Source organism: Maribacter sp. Asnod1-A12 (assembly GCF_045063735.1).
In the GTDB taxonomy this organism is placed as follows: domain Bacteria; phylum Bacteroidota; class Bacteroidia; order Flavobacteriales; family Flavobacteriaceae; genus Maribacter.
In genome coordinates this window covers 1,420,170-1,437,456 of the sequence record NZ_JBEFNZ010000006.1, presented here as the reverse complement: position 1 = coordinate 1,437,456, position 17,287 = coordinate 1,420,170, and the positions used below count along the sequence as shown (strand labels likewise).

The 17,287-nt window shown below is 34.4% G+C and carries 14 protein-coding genes and 1 tRNA gene; 8 read left to right on the top strand and 7 right to left on the bottom strand.

What is annotated here, in order from left to right; all coding sequences use genetic code 11:
• Nucleotides 1–92: 92 nt before the first annotated feature.
• The 3 genes from ACJJVP_RS05945 to mce form a co-directional block, all read right to left on the bottom strand.
• Nucleotides 93–1,694 (bottom strand): tyrosine-type recombinase/integrase, encoded by a 1,602-nt coding sequence (locus tag ACJJVP_RS05945; RefSeq protein ID WP_405411670.1) that lies wholly within the window; start codon nucleotides 1,692–1,694, stop codon nucleotides 93–95.
• Nucleotides 1,695–1,804: 110 nt separating this feature from the next.
• Nucleotides 1,805–1,878, bottom strand: a tRNA-Ile gene (locus tag ACJJVP_RS05940).
• Between the two features lie 132 nt (nucleotides 1,879–2,010).
• Nucleotides 2,011–2,415, bottom strand: coding sequence for a methylmalonyl-CoA epimerase (gene mce, locus ACJJVP_RS05935; protein WP_405411669.1), 405 nt, complete (start codon nucleotides 2,413–2,415; stop codon nucleotides 2,011–2,013).
• A gap of 64 nt (nucleotides 2,416–2,479) precedes the next feature.
• On the opposite strand from mce, the gene rbfA reads away from it, so the two are divergent.
• The 4 genes from rbfA to ACJJVP_RS05915 all read left to right on the top strand — a co-directional run bounded on the left by rbfA (nucleotide 2,480) and on the right by ACJJVP_RS05915 (nucleotide 6,395).
• Nucleotides 2,480–2,872, top strand: coding sequence for a 30S ribosome-binding factor RbfA (gene rbfA, locus ACJJVP_RS05930; RefSeq protein WP_036150772.1), 393 nt, complete (start codon nucleotides 2,480–2,482; stop codon nucleotides 2,870–2,872).
• Nucleotides 2,873–2,876: 4 nt separating this feature from the next.
• Entirely contained in the window at nucleotides 2,877–4,085 is a 1,209-nt protein-coding gene (locus ACJJVP_RS05925) for an ABC transporter permease (protein ID WP_405411666.1), read from the top strand.
• 78 nt (nucleotides 4,086–4,163) lie between these two features.
• Complete coding sequence (locus ACJJVP_RS05920; RefSeq protein ID WP_405411665.1) at nucleotides 4,164–5,270, top strand: hypothetical protein; 1,107 nt, start codon at nucleotides 4,164–4,166, stop codon at nucleotides 5,268–5,270.
• 18 nt (nucleotides 5,271–5,288) lie between these two features.
• Nucleotides 5,289–6,395 carry a hypothetical protein gene (locus ACJJVP_RS05915; protein ID WP_405411664.1) on the top strand — a complete coding sequence of 369 codons (1,107 nt, stop codon included), beginning with the start codon at nucleotides 5,289–5,291 and terminating at the stop codon, nucleotides 6,393–6,395.
• Between the two features lie 13 nt (nucleotides 6,396–6,408).
• Here ACJJVP_RS05915 and dusB read toward each other — a convergent pair whose 3' ends face one another.
• Complete coding sequence (gene dusB / locus ACJJVP_RS05910) at nucleotides 6,409–7,407, bottom strand: tRNA dihydrouridine synthase DusB (protein ID WP_405411661.1); 999 nt, start codon at nucleotides 7,405–7,407, stop codon at nucleotides 6,409–6,411.
• A 207-nt stretch (nucleotides 7,408–7,614) separates the two neighbouring features.
• On the opposite strand from dusB, the gene ACJJVP_RS05905 reads away from it, so the two are divergent.
• The 3 genes from ACJJVP_RS05905 to ACJJVP_RS05895 are packed head-to-tail and all read left to right on the top strand — an operon-like array spanning nucleotide 7,615 to nucleotide 9,957.
• Complete coding sequence (locus tag ACJJVP_RS05905; RefSeq protein ID WP_405411659.1) at nucleotides 7,615–8,358, top strand: prolipoprotein diacylglyceryl transferase family protein; 744 nt, start codon at nucleotides 7,615–7,617, stop codon at nucleotides 8,356–8,358.
• 10 nt (nucleotides 8,359–8,368) lie between these two features.
• Nucleotides 8,369–9,763 (top strand): radical SAM protein, encoded by a 1,395-nt coding sequence (locus ACJJVP_RS05900; RefSeq protein ID WP_405411657.1) that lies wholly within the window; start codon nucleotides 8,369–8,371, stop codon nucleotides 9,761–9,763.
• Complete coding sequence (locus ACJJVP_RS05895; protein ID WP_036150782.1) at nucleotides 9,760–9,957, top strand: hypothetical protein; 198 nt, start codon at nucleotides 9,760–9,762, stop codon at nucleotides 9,955–9,957. Before ACJJVP_RS05900 ends, ACJJVP_RS05895 begins: the two co-directional genes overlap by 4 nt.
• A 6-nt stretch (nucleotides 9,958–9,963) precedes the next feature.
• Here ACJJVP_RS05895 and ACJJVP_RS05890 read toward each other — a convergent pair whose 3' ends face one another.
• Entirely contained in the window at nucleotides 9,964–12,363 is a 2,400-nt protein-coding gene (locus tag ACJJVP_RS05890) for an outer membrane beta-barrel family protein (protein WP_405411656.1), read from the bottom strand.
• A gap of 110 nt (nucleotides 12,364–12,473) precedes the next feature.
• On the bottom strand, nucleotides 12,474–14,876 hold the full coding sequence (locus ACJJVP_RS05885; protein WP_405411653.1) for an outer membrane beta-barrel family protein: 2,403 nt from the start codon (nucleotides 14,874–14,876) through the stop codon (nucleotides 12,474–12,476).
• 204 nt (nucleotides 14,877–15,080) lie between these two features.
• Here ACJJVP_RS05885 and lepA point away from each other — a divergent pair, with 204 nt between their 5' ends.
• Nucleotides 15,081–16,877 carry a translation elongation factor 4 gene (gene lepA / locus ACJJVP_RS05880; RefSeq protein WP_405411651.1) on the top strand — a complete coding sequence of 599 codons (1,797 nt, stop codon included), beginning with the start codon at nucleotides 15,081–15,083 and terminating at the stop codon, nucleotides 16,875–16,877.
• 99 nt (nucleotides 16,878–16,976) lie between these two features.
• On the opposite strand, the gene ACJJVP_RS05875 is transcribed toward lepA, so the two are convergent.
• Nucleotides 16,977–17,216, bottom strand: coding sequence for a hypothetical protein (locus ACJJVP_RS05875; protein WP_405411649.1), 240 nt, complete (start codon nucleotides 17,214–17,216; stop codon nucleotides 16,977–16,979).
• Nucleotides 17,217–17,287 lie beyond the last annotated feature (71 nt).

Below are 17,287 nucleotides of genomic sequence, written 5' to 3'. Positions count from 1 at the left end.
ACTTAATTAGGTTTCTTGTGATTATGTAAATCATTATCAATTTACCCTTAAAAAGAGATTTTTAAATCGAGGTCATTTTTTATAATAAAAAATTAAATTAAATCTGTGATTTTTTTATGGTACACCTCTTCCGGTATTAGTCCTTTGTCAAAAAGGGATTTAAGTTCTGTTAATTTACCTTCAATATCAGAATTTGTATTTTTAATATCAACTTCTTTATCATCACTCAATAAACTTTTCATTTTGTCTAATTTGATCTGGTCTATTTCCAAAACATTAATATCAAACATTTTCATTCCTTCCTCATCAATTTCTTCTGTTAAGGTATCATAATATCTCTTGAACACTTTTTCAGTTGTATGACCACTGAGTTCCATCAATACCCTTGGTTGAACTCCAGAGTTTAACCCTTCTCTAATAAAAGTTCTTCTCATGATATGAGAAGTTAAAAAATTATAAAGAGGTTTGGGATTATCAGAATCATCTTTAACTTGACCCTCCAGATTAAATTTTGGAAAACTTACTTTCCTTTCCAAACCAACTAACTCTCCAATAGTTTTTAGATGTTTGTTAAACTTTTGGTTTGAAATTGGGTTTCCTCTTTTCGTTCTTGGAAACAAATATTCCGATAACCCTTTATTTAATGAGTATTTTTCATAAATCTCCCAAGTCATTTTATTAATTGGGACTTTAATCTCTTTACTCATTTGACTCTTAGTCATTCTATATCTTAAAAATCTTCTACCCTCATCTTCATCAATAACTATATTTCCTTTTTTAATCTTAACCAAATCACTGAACCTACACCCAATACCACAACCAAACAACAACATATCTCTAATTACTTCGAGATTAGTGTACTCCCTAATCTCATCGTTTTCTAAAACATCATTAATGTACTCTGTCGTTAGTTCAATATGGTAATCATTATCTCTATTAAACTTGGTGAATTCAATCAATTTCAAAATTTCATTCCTATTCAAAAAAATGACTTCCCTTCTGAAATCCCATCTCATTTTTACAACTCGTATTCTATGATTCGTGTACTTCTTATCTTCCCTACACCAATTAATCATATTTACAAGAATTTTTAATCTCTTTCTTATAGTTGAAGGTTGTTCCTCCAGTTTATTGAGATGTTCAATTAAAGAGTATTGATATAAATTATCTATGTCTGTTATCAATAATTTGTATCCAACCTTCTTTTGATAATTATAGGTGAAATCTTCTATTCGTTTTAAACATGTACGAATCGATTTCTTATAACCTTCACGATTTCTATTTTCTACTGAATTAACCCAATCTCTGAATTCTTGTAAAACATAGAGGAAATGTAAGTTGTTCAGAGATTTTTTTACCCTTTCTTTCTCTTTTTGATTCAAAAAGGATTTAACTGTTTCTATATTTGGAATATCTCCACCAAGTTGAATTTGATGAATTATATCCTCAACTTCTTTAACCTTATTTTTTATAAGTAGGTTTTTGGTTTTCTGATTTGTATCCGAAGATTTTATAGGGTTTTTTGAATGGGTAGATTTCCAATTATCGTTCCAATCCCTTAAAGTAGTTTTAACCCCGGTAGAAACATTCAGTTTTCTCTTATCAAAATAATAATATACATTGATTGGGATTTCTTCATTCAAAGAATAAAGAGATTTTTTCTTTTTAAGATTTAAGTTGAAGTATACACTCATAACGGTCTTTCTAAGATAGTGAAAAAACCAATATATGGAACTCTATATAGAACTTCTAGTAGATTTAAAAAAATAACCCCTTGAAAATCAAGGGGTTATTTGTTGAAAAGTGGTCCCACCTGGACTCGAACCAGGGACCACCTGATTATGAGTCAGGTGCTCTAACCAGCTGAGCTATAGGACCGGTTATAATTTTGAAATACGTATTCTGATTAAAATCAGTAAGACTGGTGCTCATACCAGTTGCATTACAAAACCCGCAAATTGCGGATGCAATATTACTACTTATTTTTAACTGACACAAACAAAATAATGCTTACTCTCTAATTTCTTGACACAACTCTACCAATACTCCATTCGCTGTCTTTGGATGAACAAATGCTACTAGCTTGTTATCAGCTCCTTTAATGGGTTTTTCATTCAATAATGTGAAGCCTTCTTTTTTTAAACGTTCCATTTCTGCAACGATATCTTCTACCTCAAAAGCTATATGATGTATGCCTTCCCCTTTTTTTTCTAAAAATTTGGCAATGGGTCCGTCTGGTACTGTGGCAGCCAAAAGCTCTATCTTATTAGGTCCGTTTTGAAAGAAAGAAGTCATTACACCCTCAGACGCTACTTCTTCTTGTTTATAGGGTGCAATACCCAATAATTTCTCGAAAAGCGCATTAGAGTCTTCCATGTTCTTCACCGCTATGCCTAAATGTTCAATCTTTTTCATGCCTTATTTGCTTCAGTGTACATCATATAGGGGTTAAGATACAATTTCTATGTATTTTTGCAGTATGGAAACGCAAAGACAACGTAAAATAGCTGGGGTCATTCAGAAAGATATTGTAGACATTCTACAAAAGGCTGCCATTGATGGCGGACTACGTAATACGCTTATCTCTGTTTCCAAGGTTTCGGTAACTACAGATTTATCTATCGCAAAAATATACTTGAGCATTTTCCCTAATGAGAAGTCCGGTGAATTGATGGAAGGTATAAAATCTAACCAACCGCTTATTAAACATGAGCTTTCTCAACGTACCCGCAACCAATTGCGTAGAGTACCTGAGTTATTATTTTACCTAGACGATTCTTTAGATTACATAGAGAATATAGAAAAGTCGTTAAAACGCGAAGAGAATCCAATAGAAAATAGAGATTTGTTACCTAAACGTAAAAAGAGCTGATCGGTTGAATTTTCCTCTCTATATCGCTAAAAGGTATGTGCGTTCTAAAAGTACCCAGAACGCGGTCAACATTATTAATTTTATCACCTTTTTAGTTATAGTTATCGGCTCTGCAGCACTTTTTATTGTGCTTTCGGCTTTCGCTGGATTAAAAACTTTTAGCCTTTCGTTTACCGAATCTTTTGATCCAGATCTAAAGGCTTCTCCCGTAACCGGAAAGATTTTTACTATAACGCCCGAACAGGAACAACGTTTGCTATCTGTTGACGGTCTCGCATTTTACGCTAAAGAAATAGAAGAAAAAGTATCTCTTGAACACCGAGGTAAAAATCATATTGCATACATAAAAGGTATCGATAGTAATTACACCAAAGTAACCGGTGTTGACAGTACACTCTATATTGGCGATTGGACCATTAATGATACCCAAGTAGTGGCAGGTTTAGGTATTGCCAATATTTTAGGTGTAACCATCAACCAGTTTCGTAGCCCAATGCAGATTTATGCTTTTAAACCCGGTAAAGGTTCTCTTTCACAAACCATGAACACATCAACGCTCTACAATCAACTACCTATGGTCATTGGCGGTGTTTATGCCGTAGAGGCTGATTTGGATAATAAATATGTATTTGCCGATTTAAGATTGACTCAGGCTTTATTAGAAAAAGATTCGCTTTCAATTTCAGGTATTAATTTTAAAATGGATGAAGGTGTTGAACCAATTTCGGTTAGAGATGAAATTCAGTCTATTCTAGGTGCCAACGTGCAATTGAAAAATAGACAACAACTGAATAGTACACTCTATAAAATGTTGAATACCGAAAATGTAGCCACCTATCTTATTTTTACCTTAGTACTTATCATTGCACTGTTTAATGTTGTAGGTGCTATTATAATGATGATTTTAGATAAGCAACAAAATTCTAAAACACTATATAGTCTTGGTACGACCATTAAAGAATTACGCCGAATTTACTTTGTACAAGGAGTTCTTGTTACTGGTTTTGGCGGATTAATTGGTGTGTTACTTGGTGTGCTGATCGTATGGTCTCAACTTGCGTTTAGTTGGTTGAAAATTACGCCTTCGCTGGCTTACCCTGTAAAATTTGAATTCATCAACATTGTCATAGTGCTGGCAACCATTTTAGTATTGGGCGTAATTGCTTCTAAAATAGCTAGCAGTAGGATCAATAAGAAATTGGTTGATTTATAAGTGACCTTGCTTTTAAGCTGAACAAGCGCTTCATTTTTATTTTATTATCTTCAACCACACTAAGTAACTAACCGACCAATGAAGATTTTAAAAGTTCAATCCAAATTTATTTATCTATCCCTTTTTTTAATAGGTTTCATTTTTAACTCCAACGCTCAAAAAGCAAGCGGATTTTATGAAAAAATGCGCGAATTCAGTTACCCGTTCTCCCCTGCACCCTCCGGAGTGACTTATTACAAAATGGATCATGATTTAAAATCAGGTAGCATTACCATGAAAGACTACCGTGGCGAAATAGTGACCATTGACAACTTCAATCATAAGCGCCCTACCTATCATCCAAATTATAAAAATTATAGCAATCCGCTAAGTGTACTTCAAAAATATGATGAACGAAAAAGCACTAAATCAAATACTATTTTTTACAATTTAAAAAGTAGTAATATCGAACTCTACTATAAGAAAGGCGAGACTGATACTATTTATGATGTCTTCGCAAATTTTACCGCTAGTTACAATGCTAAATATGACGGAAATACCATTGCCAAAGACTCTTTAATCTTTAATGATAAAGTAGGCGAAATCGTAAGCAAGCTTAATGGTAAAGATTTTGCCATTGTAGCCGTTAACAAAAGTAAAAATGCTGCTTATGACGCTAATGACAATGTACTAGTTACGGTTCATAATGCATATCAAGGTTTTATACGAAGGGCACAATTATCTTATGGCAAGAAAAATATGGCTTTTATCAAACTTAAGAAAACCAAAAAATTGAATTCCGCAGACGAGGTAAATACACTTACCGAAGCCATAAGAAATTTAAAGAACATAGATACCGGTCTTAAAGCCAGAAGCAGTAGAAATGAAGAAGTACAAAGGTTAATTGAAAAATTTACATCTTTAATGGATTCTGAAGATTACAAAGAAAATGATGATTATAAACTATTTGTACATGGTAATTTAGGTTCCTTTTACTCTCTCTTAGAAGATTTCAAAAAAGCAATTGCTCAATATGATTTAGGTACTTCTTTTAGCAGCCGCGGAGGTTTAAGTTCTTATATGTCTGACGGAAAAAAGAAAGCTCAATTTAAAATGCAACGAAAAGCGATTCTTTTTTCTCCAGGAGAAAATACAGTAAAACCCGAATACAGCGACAAGTACAATACATTCTATCAAGGCAAATAAACCTAAAATATCAAAGTAATGTTCAAGAAAATCATCGCATTAACAGCAATCGTACTTTTTCATTTTCAAATACAGGCGCAATCTTTAAAGTCTAAGGCATATAACGTTTACCTGCCCAATTATGCAGAACAACTAGCTCCTAAACAAAGTGAAACCTATTTGGCTGAGGTTATATTAGGACCTGAAGAAGTGTTGAACTTCACTAAAAGTGAGTTTAAAAAAGCACTTCAGCTTGAAGATTTTAAGGAAATTACCGGTGATCAATCACCGGATCTGTTCTTTGCCATTAACGGTATTTCAGAGAACGACTTAGAAGTTACTGGAACTATCGCTCCTGTATCAGGTGACACTTACAGCATTAATATATCTCCGAAGGATAATAAGAGTGTAAAACTACTTTTCTATTACAACGAAAAACTAACACAATTATGGCAAATACCCCTTTTACCACAAGTTGATGTAAGGGGAAACAAAATACCGACAACTATCAATTTCAAGGAAGATGAGAAAGAAAAATATCTGATGCTAGAAAGTGGTCGTGCCGTGCCAGATATTAGTCCTTATATGGTTGAAATGTTCTTGGACAAAAAACTAGGCAAAACTTTTATAAATAAGATTGTGAATACCATTCAAGGTATTTACGACAATAATATGGAGAAAACCTATACCAACTTCTATTATATAAAAGATAAGAAAAACAGTGCTTTATCCGATGAATCCAAAGAGCAACTTACGGCAATGTCGCAACTTTCTGAAGCTAAGTTTTCTACCTTGATAGATGCAAGAGCTAGCAAATCTAAGATGGTAGAACATATTGCCTATTGGAAAGGTCTCTTACCCAAGTATGAGGATACCGGTGATAAAAAAATCGCAAAAATTAGAGGGGGTATTCTAATGAACTTATACCAAATGTCTTTAATGACCGAGAATTTTAAAACAGCGAACAGCTATTTACAACAAGCTACCGATGTCAAATTTAAATCAAGTACCGTAAAACAAGCTCAAATTGATTTTGCCAAACTTTATGCTAATTATAAACTTAATTACAATGAAGCATCTGGCGAAAGAAAATACAGTACAGGTTATGAAACAAGTAAAGCTGCTAAAGTTTTAAGGGTACTTTAATTCCGAATAATACTTAAGGATTTACAAATTCGTGATCTCCAAATTTTTGCAATACCTCATCAAAAGCGGCAAATACCGATGCTGAATCATCACTGGTCACCATTTTCATACGATACTCCTTAAAGTTGGGGATACCCTTGAAATAGTTAGTATAATGCCTACGGGTTTCAAATACCCCTAATATTTCGCCCTTCCAGTCTATTGACATCTGCAAGTGACGTCGAGCAGCTTCTACGCGTTCTGCCATAGTTGGCGGTGCTAAGTGTGTTCCTGTTTCAAAAAAGTGCTTTATTTCCCTAAATATCCAAGGATAACCAATACTTGCACGACCGATCATGGCGCCATCCAATCCGTATTCATCTCGCATTTTCATAGCTGTTTCCGGGGAATTTACATCACCGTTACCAAATACGGGTATATGCATTCTTGGGTTGTTCTTGACATCCCTAATTGGGTTCCAATCTGCACTACCCTTGTACATTTGTGCACGGGTTCTACCATGAATAGCAATTGCGGCACAGCCTACATCTTGCAAACGCTCTGCAACCTCAACAATTTTTATAGAGCTATCATCCCAACCCAGTCTAGTTTTTACCGTAATGGGCAAATTGCTATGTTCTACCATTGCCTTGGTCAAAGAGACCATAAGGTCAATATCTTTCAAAATACCAGCTCCTGCTCCTCTAGAAACAACTTTCTTTACAGGGCAGCCAAAATTTATATCTATAATATCTGGTTTAGAATTCTCAACAATCTCTACAGATTGTAACATACTATCTAGATTGGCACCAAATATTTGAATACCTACAGGACGTTCTTTTTCGTAAATATCTAACTTCATGACACTCTTTGCGGCATCACGAATCAATCCTTCCGAAGAAATGAATTCTGTGTATACCACATCGGCACCTTGCTCTTTACAAAGGGCACGAAATGGCGGGTCGCTCACATCTTCCATTGGTGCTAAAAGCAGCGGGAAATCAGGCAGTTGTATGTCTCCTATTTTGGGCACTGGCGTATTTTAATTTTGGGTTGCAAAGTTATATAAAAATACGGGAAGGGCATTACTACCATTTTTGTATAAATTGTGGTCTTTTGAAGTGGATTGCTGAGGTCTGAAATACATGTTTATAGAAAGGGTGTAAATTAGTTACTAAATTAGGTCTTCGACTACGCTTAGACTGACATTTTATCACTTAATTCTCTTGCCAATTACTTTATGAACAATACACTTCTTATCGTCTCGCTTCCTTTTGAGCCTGTTGTATTTGGTGTAAAGTTAAATATGCATCTTATTCTAGAGTACCTGGCTTTCTTTATTGGATTTCGATACTATGGTTTTCTTAGAAAAAGAAGTGCTGATGTCATTTCATCTAACAACCGGCTTTCTATAATAGTAGGTGCCGTCTTTGGGGCTTTGTTTCTCTCACGCGTAGTTGCCTTTTTTGAAAATCCTGTAGCTTATATTCAAGAAGATTGGCTATACAATCTGAACAATAAAACTATAATGGGCGGACTCTTTGGTGGCCTACTGGGTGTGGAGCTTGCCAAAAAAATCATAGGGGAGAAGCATTCGTCTGGAGACCTGTTCACATTACCCATTATTCTAGGAATTATTATTGGTAGAATCGGCTGCTTTTTAGCAGGTATTAAAGAGTTTACCTATGGGAAAGAAACCTCCTTTTTTACAGGAATGGACTTAGGTGATGGTATTCAAAGGCATCCTATTGCGCTGTATGAAGTGGTGTTTTTAACGGTACTTTTTATGATTATCCGTAGACTTAAAAATTCGAATCATACTTTTAAAAACGGTGATTTATTTAAGCTCTTTATGGTTTGTTACTTTAGCCTTCGTTTCTGTATCGAGTTTTTAAAACCCAACAGTTTTTATTTCTTAGGACTGAGCAGCATTCAAATATTATGTTTAATTTGTTTGGTTTACTACTATAAATTCATCCTATAGGGAATTACATATGTCCGAAAGAAACTATACGTATTATGACTTTACTTTAAGCCTTTGCCCAGAATGTTTACGACGGGTAGATGCCAAAATCGTTTTTGAAAACGAGAAGGTATACATGCTTAAAAATTGTAAAGAGCATGGTAGATCTAAAGTACTTATAGCCGATGATATTGAGTATTACAAGAATATTAGAAACTATAATAAGGCTTCTGAATATCCTAAAACATTCAATACAGAAACGCATTATGGTTGCCCATATGATTGCGGTCTTTGCCCTGATCATGAACAACATTCTTGTCTTACGGTAATTGAACTTACCGATCGTTGCAACCTTACCTGCCCAACTTGTTATGCAGGATCCTCTCCTACTTATGGTAGACATAGAACGCTTGAGGAAATAAAAAAAATGCTCGATGTCATCGTAAAAAACGAAGGAGAACCAGATGTAGTGCAGCTGAGCGGTGGTGAACCCACTATACACCCGCAGTTCTTTGAAATTCTAGATTATGCAAAATCACTTCCTATTCGGCATTTAATGTTGAATACCAACGGAATAAAAATTGCAAAAGATTTTGAATTCGCAAAACGATTAGCCACTTATGCCCCAGATTTTGAAGTGTATTTACAGTTTGATTCTTTGGACAACAAAGTGCTACGAACTTTAAGAGGCGCAGACCTTGAGGCTGTTCGTTTACAAGCCCTTGAACATCTTAACAAATTAAACCTTTCTACCACTCTTGTTGTTGTTTTACAAAAAGAACTCAACGATCATGAAATGGGAAGCACTATAGATTTTGCACTAAAGCAAAAATGTGTGCGCGGAGTTACTTTTCAACCTACTCAAATAGCTGGGCGATTAGAGAACTTCGAAGTAGATGAAAATCGTATTACATTAACCGAGGTACGACGAAAAATATTAGAGCAATCTCCCATTTTCGAATCTGATGATTTAATACCCGTGCCTTGTAACCCTGATGCTTTGGTGATGGCTTATGCCTTAAAACTGGGAGATGAAGTGAATCCGTTAACGCGTTTTATAAATCCTGATGACTTATTAAACGAAGGAAAAAACACTATTATCTATGAGCAAGATGAACAGCTACATGGTAAAATGATCGAGTTGTTCAGTACTGGAAATTCCGTTGAAAAAGCTTCTGAAAACCTAAAGAGTATTATGTGCTGTTTACCAGAAATTGATGCGCCTGAGCTCGGGTATGACAACTTGTTTCGCATCATTATCATGCAATTTATAGATGCTCATAACTTTGATGTACGTGCCATAAAAAAATCATGTGTGCACATTGTAAATAAAGACTATAAAATTATTCCGTTCGAGACTATGAACCTCTTTTACCGAGATGATAAAATTAAGCGATTAAAGGAACTACAAAACGAAATGCTATGATTTTAGAAGTTGGTAATCTTGATGGTCTTGCTACATTTTTGTTTCTAATCATGTTCGGTCCCGCAATATTGTTCATCATAATCGGGGCGATTTTGTTTTATTATAAAAAGAAAAAAGCGGGTAAGGTCTTTATGATATTAGCAGGCGTGTATTGCCTAATAAGCCTTGGTATATGCGGTGCTATGCTATCGTAGAAAATGTTATAATCGCTTATTTTCGTCTGTATTCTTACTTTTAGAATTATCGCGAATTTTTGTGTTCCCGAATTTATATCTAAAACCCAATACAAATAATCGACTTTCAGGCCTAGTACTTGTAGCGTTATTTTGGTCAAGGTAGTTTCTTGTAGAAAAAGTATTTCCGTTATTAAATATATCTTCTACTCCTATTGAAACACTAGCATCTTTATTCCAAAAAGTCTTTCTAAAATTTATACCAAATTTACTATAGGCTCTATATCTAGCATTACCTCTAACGTACGGAGAAATATAGGTGAATGCCATATCTGCATACAACGATTCATCTTTTAATAACGTAAAATAGTTATTAGCTCTTACATATGTAGTCCAAATAGAATTCTCAATAATAGCATCTGTTGCTATATCATTAAACTTATTTTGATTATAATATTGGCTCACCAAAAAATAAAAATACCAATATGAGGTAAGGTATTTAGACACGCTTACATCTGCACCAAAATTATAATTGGTTTCTAAATTTAGATATTGTGCTTTAAGGATATTGGTATCATTATCTTGAATAAATTGTTGTACTTGTTCGTCTGATTTTATACTGGTAAATAAGGCAAACTTAAAGTCCTTGTCGTACACATAATCAACTTCTGCGTATGTGCGGTAAGCTGGTTTTAAATTAGGGTTTCCCTCAAAGATAGAATTTGCGGATAAATAATATTGAAAAGGGTTAATACTGCTATATCTGGCCCGGGTAATTCGCCTATAGTATTTTACCATGAAAGCATTTTTCTCTTTCGTATAAGACATTGACAGGTTTGGGAATAAATCAAAATAAGAAGTCGTGTTCGTCAACGATAAAACATCTAAATCTCCCTTTGTATCTGTATATTCTGCTCTAAGACCTACATTTAACTTCCATTTTTCCCAACTGTTGCTAAGACTGACATACCCTGCATAAATTTGTTCGTCGTAATTGAAAATACCAGATTCCGTAGGGTCGATACCTTCAAAGGTATCATCGAAGCCTGACTGTAATATACTTGCTTCTGAGTTTATATTGGCAAACCTTAAACCGGTTTCCATAGTAGAATGCTCTGATAATGGTAAGGTAAGGTCTGTTTGGGCACTGAAAAGATTAATGATTTGGTCTGATCCTACATTTAAAGTATTCTCAGAAGTATTCTCTGTAAAACCCTCTACAATATCATTATTTAATTCTTGACTATCTTTAGAATCATAATATGTAAAATGTGCATTTGTTGCTATTTCTGCTCCTTTATCATTCAATTTATGCACCCAATCTAAATAGTTAGAGGAGTTATAAGTATCATCGTTTAATATATTGAGACCTTTTAAACGCGCTATTAAATCTACATCTGTATTTTCTATATCGGTCGTAGAAGTATATAGGGTGTTGCCATTGGGCGAAAAACTTGAGGTGGAAGAAAGGCTAATCGCATTTTTGTCATTTAATTCAACATCTAAAAAAAGGTTTAGATTATGACTTTTTTTCTTAGTTATAGATTTTTGCTCTGCTGTCCAAATCTCACTTTCCTGTCCGTCTTCAAAAAATGTGGTAACATCAGAATATCTGGTCCAATCCTTATCATGACTAAAGCTATAATTCGTTGAAAAATCTATCTTTTTACCTTTAAAGAAGTGATCTGTACCTACAGTATGTTTTGGTAAAACTCCTTGCGTATATCTATTAAAAACAGCACCATTATACCCTGCAACCAAGTTTTTCTTCATTTTAATGTCAATCAACAATCCGCCTTCAGCACTATATTTTGCAGGGGGACTTGTTATTACTTCTATAGATTGTACATTACTTGCTGAACTGCCGCTAAGTAAATTAATAATATCACTTTCTGGTAAGTTCACTAGCTTACCATTGATCATCACATTAACATTAGGGCTACCATTAATGTACAATCGATTATTCATTACCATTACACCAGGAGTACGTTTTAGAACACCCCAGATATCTCCATCAGAAATTGCTGTGTTTTCCACATTAAAAATATGCCGGTCCGCCAGCTGTTCTAATTTTGGTTTGTTTTGAGTTACAACCACTTCGTCTAACTCTTGGGCGCTTTGAAGAATTAAAGGTTTCAGTTCTATGTTTTCTGTAACTGAAATATTAGCACTCTCAACAGTATTTGCTATATAACTAGCGACAATATTATAAGTGCCAGAGGTAACAGCTATAAACTCATAAAAACCTTGATCATTAGTAACCGTTCCTTTTATAAATTCACCTTCACCGGTAAGTAAAATAACGTTGGCTAAAACTATGGCTTCATTATTTTCATCAATAACCAAACCACTGACCTTAAAATCTTGAGAAAATACTAGGGTAATCGTAAAAAAAAATAGTAGTATTAAATAAAAATCCCTAATCATTTAGTGTACAAATTGTATTTAAATGTAGGAAAGTAAAATTGAATAATCTTACAGTATTCTTAAGTTTTTCTTAACAAAAAATCAAGTTGTTGATTGTGAGTAGTTTAACCTTACTCAAGACGCTCGCGCTCTATTTTATCTATATCACGTTGGTTGTCCTCTAAGCGGAAATTGCCAAAGTTGTAGGTAAAGCCAAACTTTATATATTGGGTTTCTGGAGAATACAAATATCTGTTGTCTTGGTTATAATACTTAGAATTTTGATATGAATTATAATTTCCCAATAAATCATTCGCACTTACACTTAAAATAGCTCTATTATTTAATATAGATTTTCTTAACCCAATAGTTAAATTTGTCGATTCATCCTTTATAAAATTTCCTTGCAACCACCCAGACATGTAAACAAAACCTAATTCTCCCTTAAAACTACCGTCTTTAGAAAGCGTTAAGTAATTTGTAAGGTCTATATACACGCCATTGAAATCGTTTTTAAATGAAAACTCATCACTTTGAAGTGCTAAAAAAGTTTCGTCTTCATGAAAAAGTGAAACATAACTATACAGATACCAATTATTAGTAATAGATTTTCCATAAGTAAAATCCACTCCATATGAAGTACTGTTTAAAACGTTTTGAGTGATATCATTTAAAATTAAATTTTCATTGTCTTGAAAGGTAAGTGTAGAAATATATCTACCGTTGTCTCGATAATAGAAATCAAAATAATACTCTTGGTTAAGGGTATAATTCAGGTTTAAATTATGACTGAAGCTAGGAATTAAATTAGGGTTTCCCTCGACAATTGTTCTCTCATTTACATAAGTTCGAAACGGGTTGAGGTCCTCATATCTAGGGCGTTGTACTTTTCTTGAATAATCGAAAGACAAACTATTATTCTCATTAATGGTATGAAGAATGTATATTGAAGGGAATAGTTCAAAATAGTTAAGGTCATTTATGCTAGATACATTGACCGACACCCCAGAACTTTCTGTTTGTTCTGCACGTAATCCTGTTTTTATGCTCCATTTTTCCCAGTCTTTAGATAAACTAAAGTATCCCGCATATACGCTTTCATCATAGGTGTAGTCATCAGACAAATTGGATATAAACTCCGTTCCGTTATTCTCTAAAAAATAATCTAATTTACTTTCAGAGTCTATAAAAGAACCTTTTGCCCCTGTTTCAAAAAATACACTACCTAAATAATCAGTGTAATCTATTTGAGCGGTCTTTATTTCTATATGTTGATCGGCAATAGTCGAGAAATTAAAATCGCGCAGAAATGAGCCGTTAGGTTGAAAATAATCTGAGTTTACTTCTTGATTTCGATCTAAATCAAAATTTGTGTAATGTGCATTTACTGTTAAGTTCCCTTGGTCTTTAAATTGATGTTTAAAAGTAAGATCACCGGAAATATTATTCTTTCTTTCATTAAACAAACTCTGTGTTGTAAATAAAGAATCTAAAACACCCGATGCATTTCTAATTGTAGTTTCCTGGAAAAAATCGGCATCCCTTTTTGGTTGAAATAGAGCATTACTTGTAAAACTTAAGGTATTGTTATCATTAAAACCATAATCAATAGCCAAACCCGCACTATGTGTATTGCTTCGGATTATTTGATCAAAATCAGTATCCCAAACAGAAACAATACCGGTATCATCCATGAAATTAGTATTGTTCAGTGTGTTTTTAAATTCCTTCTTAGGAGTAAAATTATAACTGGCGTGAACATTTAACTTTTTGGTTTTATAAAAATGCGATGTTCCAAAATTGTACTTTGGAAAAACTCCTTGTGTATACCCCGCATTTACATTGCCTTTATAACCAACGGATACATTTTTACTAGTAACGATATTTAAAATAGATCCACCCTCTGCATCATAACTTGCTGGCGGATTATGTATAACCTCAACCGATTTTATATTCTCTCCTTGATAATTTTCTAACAAGCTTCTAACCTCTTCTGAAGACAATTGCACTTTACGATTGTTGATATAAACTGTAGTGGCTTGATTTCTGACTTTCAGTTCATCATTCATCATAATCACTCCTGGTGTTTGACGAAGAATGTTCCAAGAACTGTTCTGAGAAATAACAGTATTTTCTACATTGAAAACAATACGATCCACTTCTCTTTTAACTACAGGTTTGTTACTGGTTACGGTTACCTCGTTTAATTGCTCTGCTTCCTGTTCTATGATCAAGGCTCCAATTTTAGTGTCCTTTAAAATTTCAAGAGGCAAATTATTAGAGACTTGACCAACATATGATGCTTTTAAAAAATAAAGTCCTTCATCAACCTCAGAAAATAAAAAAGCACCATTTTCATCTGCAGAAGTAACTTTTACCAAAGTTGAATCTGTAACGGTCAATAAAAACACGGAAGCAAATGCGATAGATTCTTGGTATTGATCTTTAACCTCTCCTTTTAATTCAAAGGATTGACTATACCCAAAATGGGACATCCCTATGCAGAAGAATAAAATAGCTGTTAGTAGTTTCAATGGTGACTCGGGGTTGGTAATCAAATCTAGTAAAAAAAACGTTGTAATCCTTTACAATATATGTAATCCAAACCAATCTTTACAACAATAAATAGGTAACTACACTCAAGCTTAGCGCTATAAATTAGATTATATTTGCAATTGCTCTTTAATGCCTTGGCAAGAATCTGGGTATAAAATAGCTTTATTATTACTGTTACCGCTATGAAAAACATTAGAAATTTCTGCATTATTGCACATATTGACCATGGTAAAAGTACCCTGGCAGACAGACTGTTAGAGTTTACCGGATCTGTTACGGATCGAGAGAAAAAAGAACAGCTACTGGACAGTATGGATCTTGAGAGGGAGCGTGGTATCACTATAAAAAGTCATGCCATACAAATGGACTACACCTATAAAGGTGAGCAATATATTTTAAACTTAATTGACACCCCTGGCCACGTAGATTTCTCTTACGAGGTTTCTAGATCCATTGCGGCTTGTGAGGGTGCCTTGTTAGTTGTAGATGCGGCTCAGAGTATACAAGCGCAGACGATTTCAAATCTATATTTAGCATTAGAAAACGATTTAGAAATTATACCTGTTTTAAACAAGGTAGATTTACCTAGTGCCAACCCAGAAGAGGTTACTGACGATATCGTTGACCTTTTAGGGTGCGATGCAGATGAAGTTATACCTGCATCTGCAAAGACCGGAATTGGTATTGAAGAAATATTAGCAGCTATTATTGAGCGTATTCCTGCTCCTACCGGTAATCCAGATGAAGCGCTACAAGCTTTGGTGTTCGATTCTGTATACAACCCTTTTAGAGGTGTTGAAACTTACTTTAGAGTTATAAACGGTGAAATTAAAAAAGGACAGAAGATAAAATTCGTAGCTACTGACAAAGACTACTTTGCCGATGAGGTAGGAACTTTAAAGTTGACCCAAGAAGTTAAAAAGAGTGTAAAAGCTGGTGATGTTGGTTATTTAATTACTGGGATTAAAGATGCTCGTGAAGTTAAGGTCGGTGACACCATTACTGATGCCGCTAACCCTACTAAAAATGCAATTGCAGGATTTGAAGATGTAAAACCAATGGTATTTGCAGGGATTTACCCTGTTGATACAGATGAGTTTGAAGAGTTACGTGCTTCAATGGAAAAATTACAATTGAACGATGCCTCTCTTGTATTTGCACCAGAAAGTAGTGCTGCCCTAGGTTTTGGGTTTAGATGTGGTTTCTTAGGTATGCTTCACATGGAAATCATTCAGGAGCGTTTAGAACGAGAGTTCAATATGACGGTAATTACCACAGTACCCAATGTTAGTTACCATGCATATACTCGTAAAGATCCTGAAACACCTATTATTGTAAACAATCCTACAGATTTACCAGACCCTTCTGGTATAGACCGTGTAGAAGAACCTTATATTAAAGCCACTATCATTACAAAATCTGACTTTGTTGGTAATGTAATGTCTTTGTGTATAGAGAAAAGAGGTCAAATTACGAACCAAACGTATTTGACTACCGAACGTGTCGAACTTAATTTTGACATGCCTTTGGCAGAAATCGTTTTTGATTTCTATGACCGACTCAAAACTGTTTCCAAAGGCTATGCTTCTTTTGATTATGCACCAATAGGTATGCGTACCTCTAAATTAGTACGTGTAGATATTCTTTTAAACGCACAACCGGTAGATGCCCTTTCTGCTCTTATTCATGCAGATAATGCTGTTCATATCGGTAAAAAAATGTGTGAAAAGCTAAAGGAACTGATCCCAAGACAACAGTTCGATATTCCTATTCAGGCTGCTATTGGGGCAAAAATTATCTCTAGAGAAACTACGAAAGCCCTACGTAAAGATGTAACCGCTAAATGTTATGGTGGTGATATCTCACGAAAGCGTAAGCTTCTAGAAAAGCAGAAGAAAGGTAAAAAACGTATGCGTCAAGTAGGTAACGTAGAAGTGCCACAAGAGGCATTTATGGCGGTACTGAAGTTGAACGACTAAACATCAGATTACTCTAACCACTTTCAAAAGTCGGAAGTGGTAGAGGTACTGGTCATTGCTTTTTCTTTACACCCTTTTACCGTAATAAGCAATCGGTTTTTAAAGTAATCTATAAAATCGATATGTGCCATTTGCAGGGTTTTCAAAAACATAAGTTCTGTTATCATTGCTAATTACTCCAGTAATTGCTTCTTCTTTTCCTACTTCGTATAGAATGATGTTGGCAAAAGATAGCGGTGTTTCTAATGTGTCTATAATAGTTCCGTTGATGGTGTTCTGTACAACAGAAACAGCTGTGATGAATAGTGCTGTTATTAAAGTTAATAATTCAAATTTCATGACAGGTGGTTTTATTTTTGATATTATAAAACTATGGTCAATACTTACTTGAATAACGTAAATTCTTCTCA

What these genes read in the sequence shown, in the direction of transcription:
- ACJJVP_RS05895 (WP_036150782.1), top strand. Translation starts at nt 9,760, where the DNA reads ATGATTTTAGAAGTTGGTAATCTTGATGGTCTTGCTACATTTTTGTTT.
- rbfA (WP_036150772.1), top strand. Translation starts at nt 2,480, where the DNA reads ATGGAAACGCAAAGACAACGTAAAATAGCTGGGGTCATTCAGAAAGAT.
- ACJJVP_RS05900 (WP_405411657.1), top strand. Translation starts at nt 8,369, where the DNA reads ATGTCCGAAAGAAACTATACGTATTATGACTTTACTTTAAGCCTTTGC.
- ACJJVP_RS05890 (WP_405411656.1), bottom strand. Translation starts at nt 12,363, where the DNA reads ATGATTAGGGATTTTTATTTAATACTACTATTTTTTTTTACGATTACC.
- mce (WP_405411669.1), bottom strand. Translation starts at nt 2,415, where the DNA reads ATGAAAAAGATTGAACATTTAGGCATAGCGGTGAAGAACATGGAAGAC.
- ACJJVP_RS05945 (WP_405411670.1), bottom strand. Translation starts at nt 1,694, where the DNA reads ATGAGTGTATACTTCAACTTAAATCTTAAAAAGAAAAAATCTCTTTAT.
- ACJJVP_RS05875 (WP_405411649.1), bottom strand. Translation starts at nt 17,216, where the DNA reads ATGAAATTTGAATTATTAACTTTAATAACAGCACTATTCATCACAGCT.
- ACJJVP_RS05915 (WP_405411664.1), top strand. Translation starts at nt 5,289, where the DNA reads ATGTTCAAGAAAATCATCGCATTAACAGCAATCGTACTTTTTCATTTT.
- ACJJVP_RS05905 (WP_405411659.1), top strand. Translation starts at nt 7,615, where the DNA reads ATGAACAATACACTTCTTATCGTCTCGCTTCCTTTTGAGCCTGTTGTA.
- ACJJVP_RS05920 (WP_405411665.1), top strand. Translation starts at nt 4,164, where the DNA reads ATGAAGATTTTAAAAGTTCAATCCAAATTTATTTATCTATCCCTTTTT.
- lepA (WP_405411651.1), top strand. Translation starts at nt 15,081, where the DNA reads ATGAAAAACATTAGAAATTTCTGCATTATTGCACATATTGACCATGGT.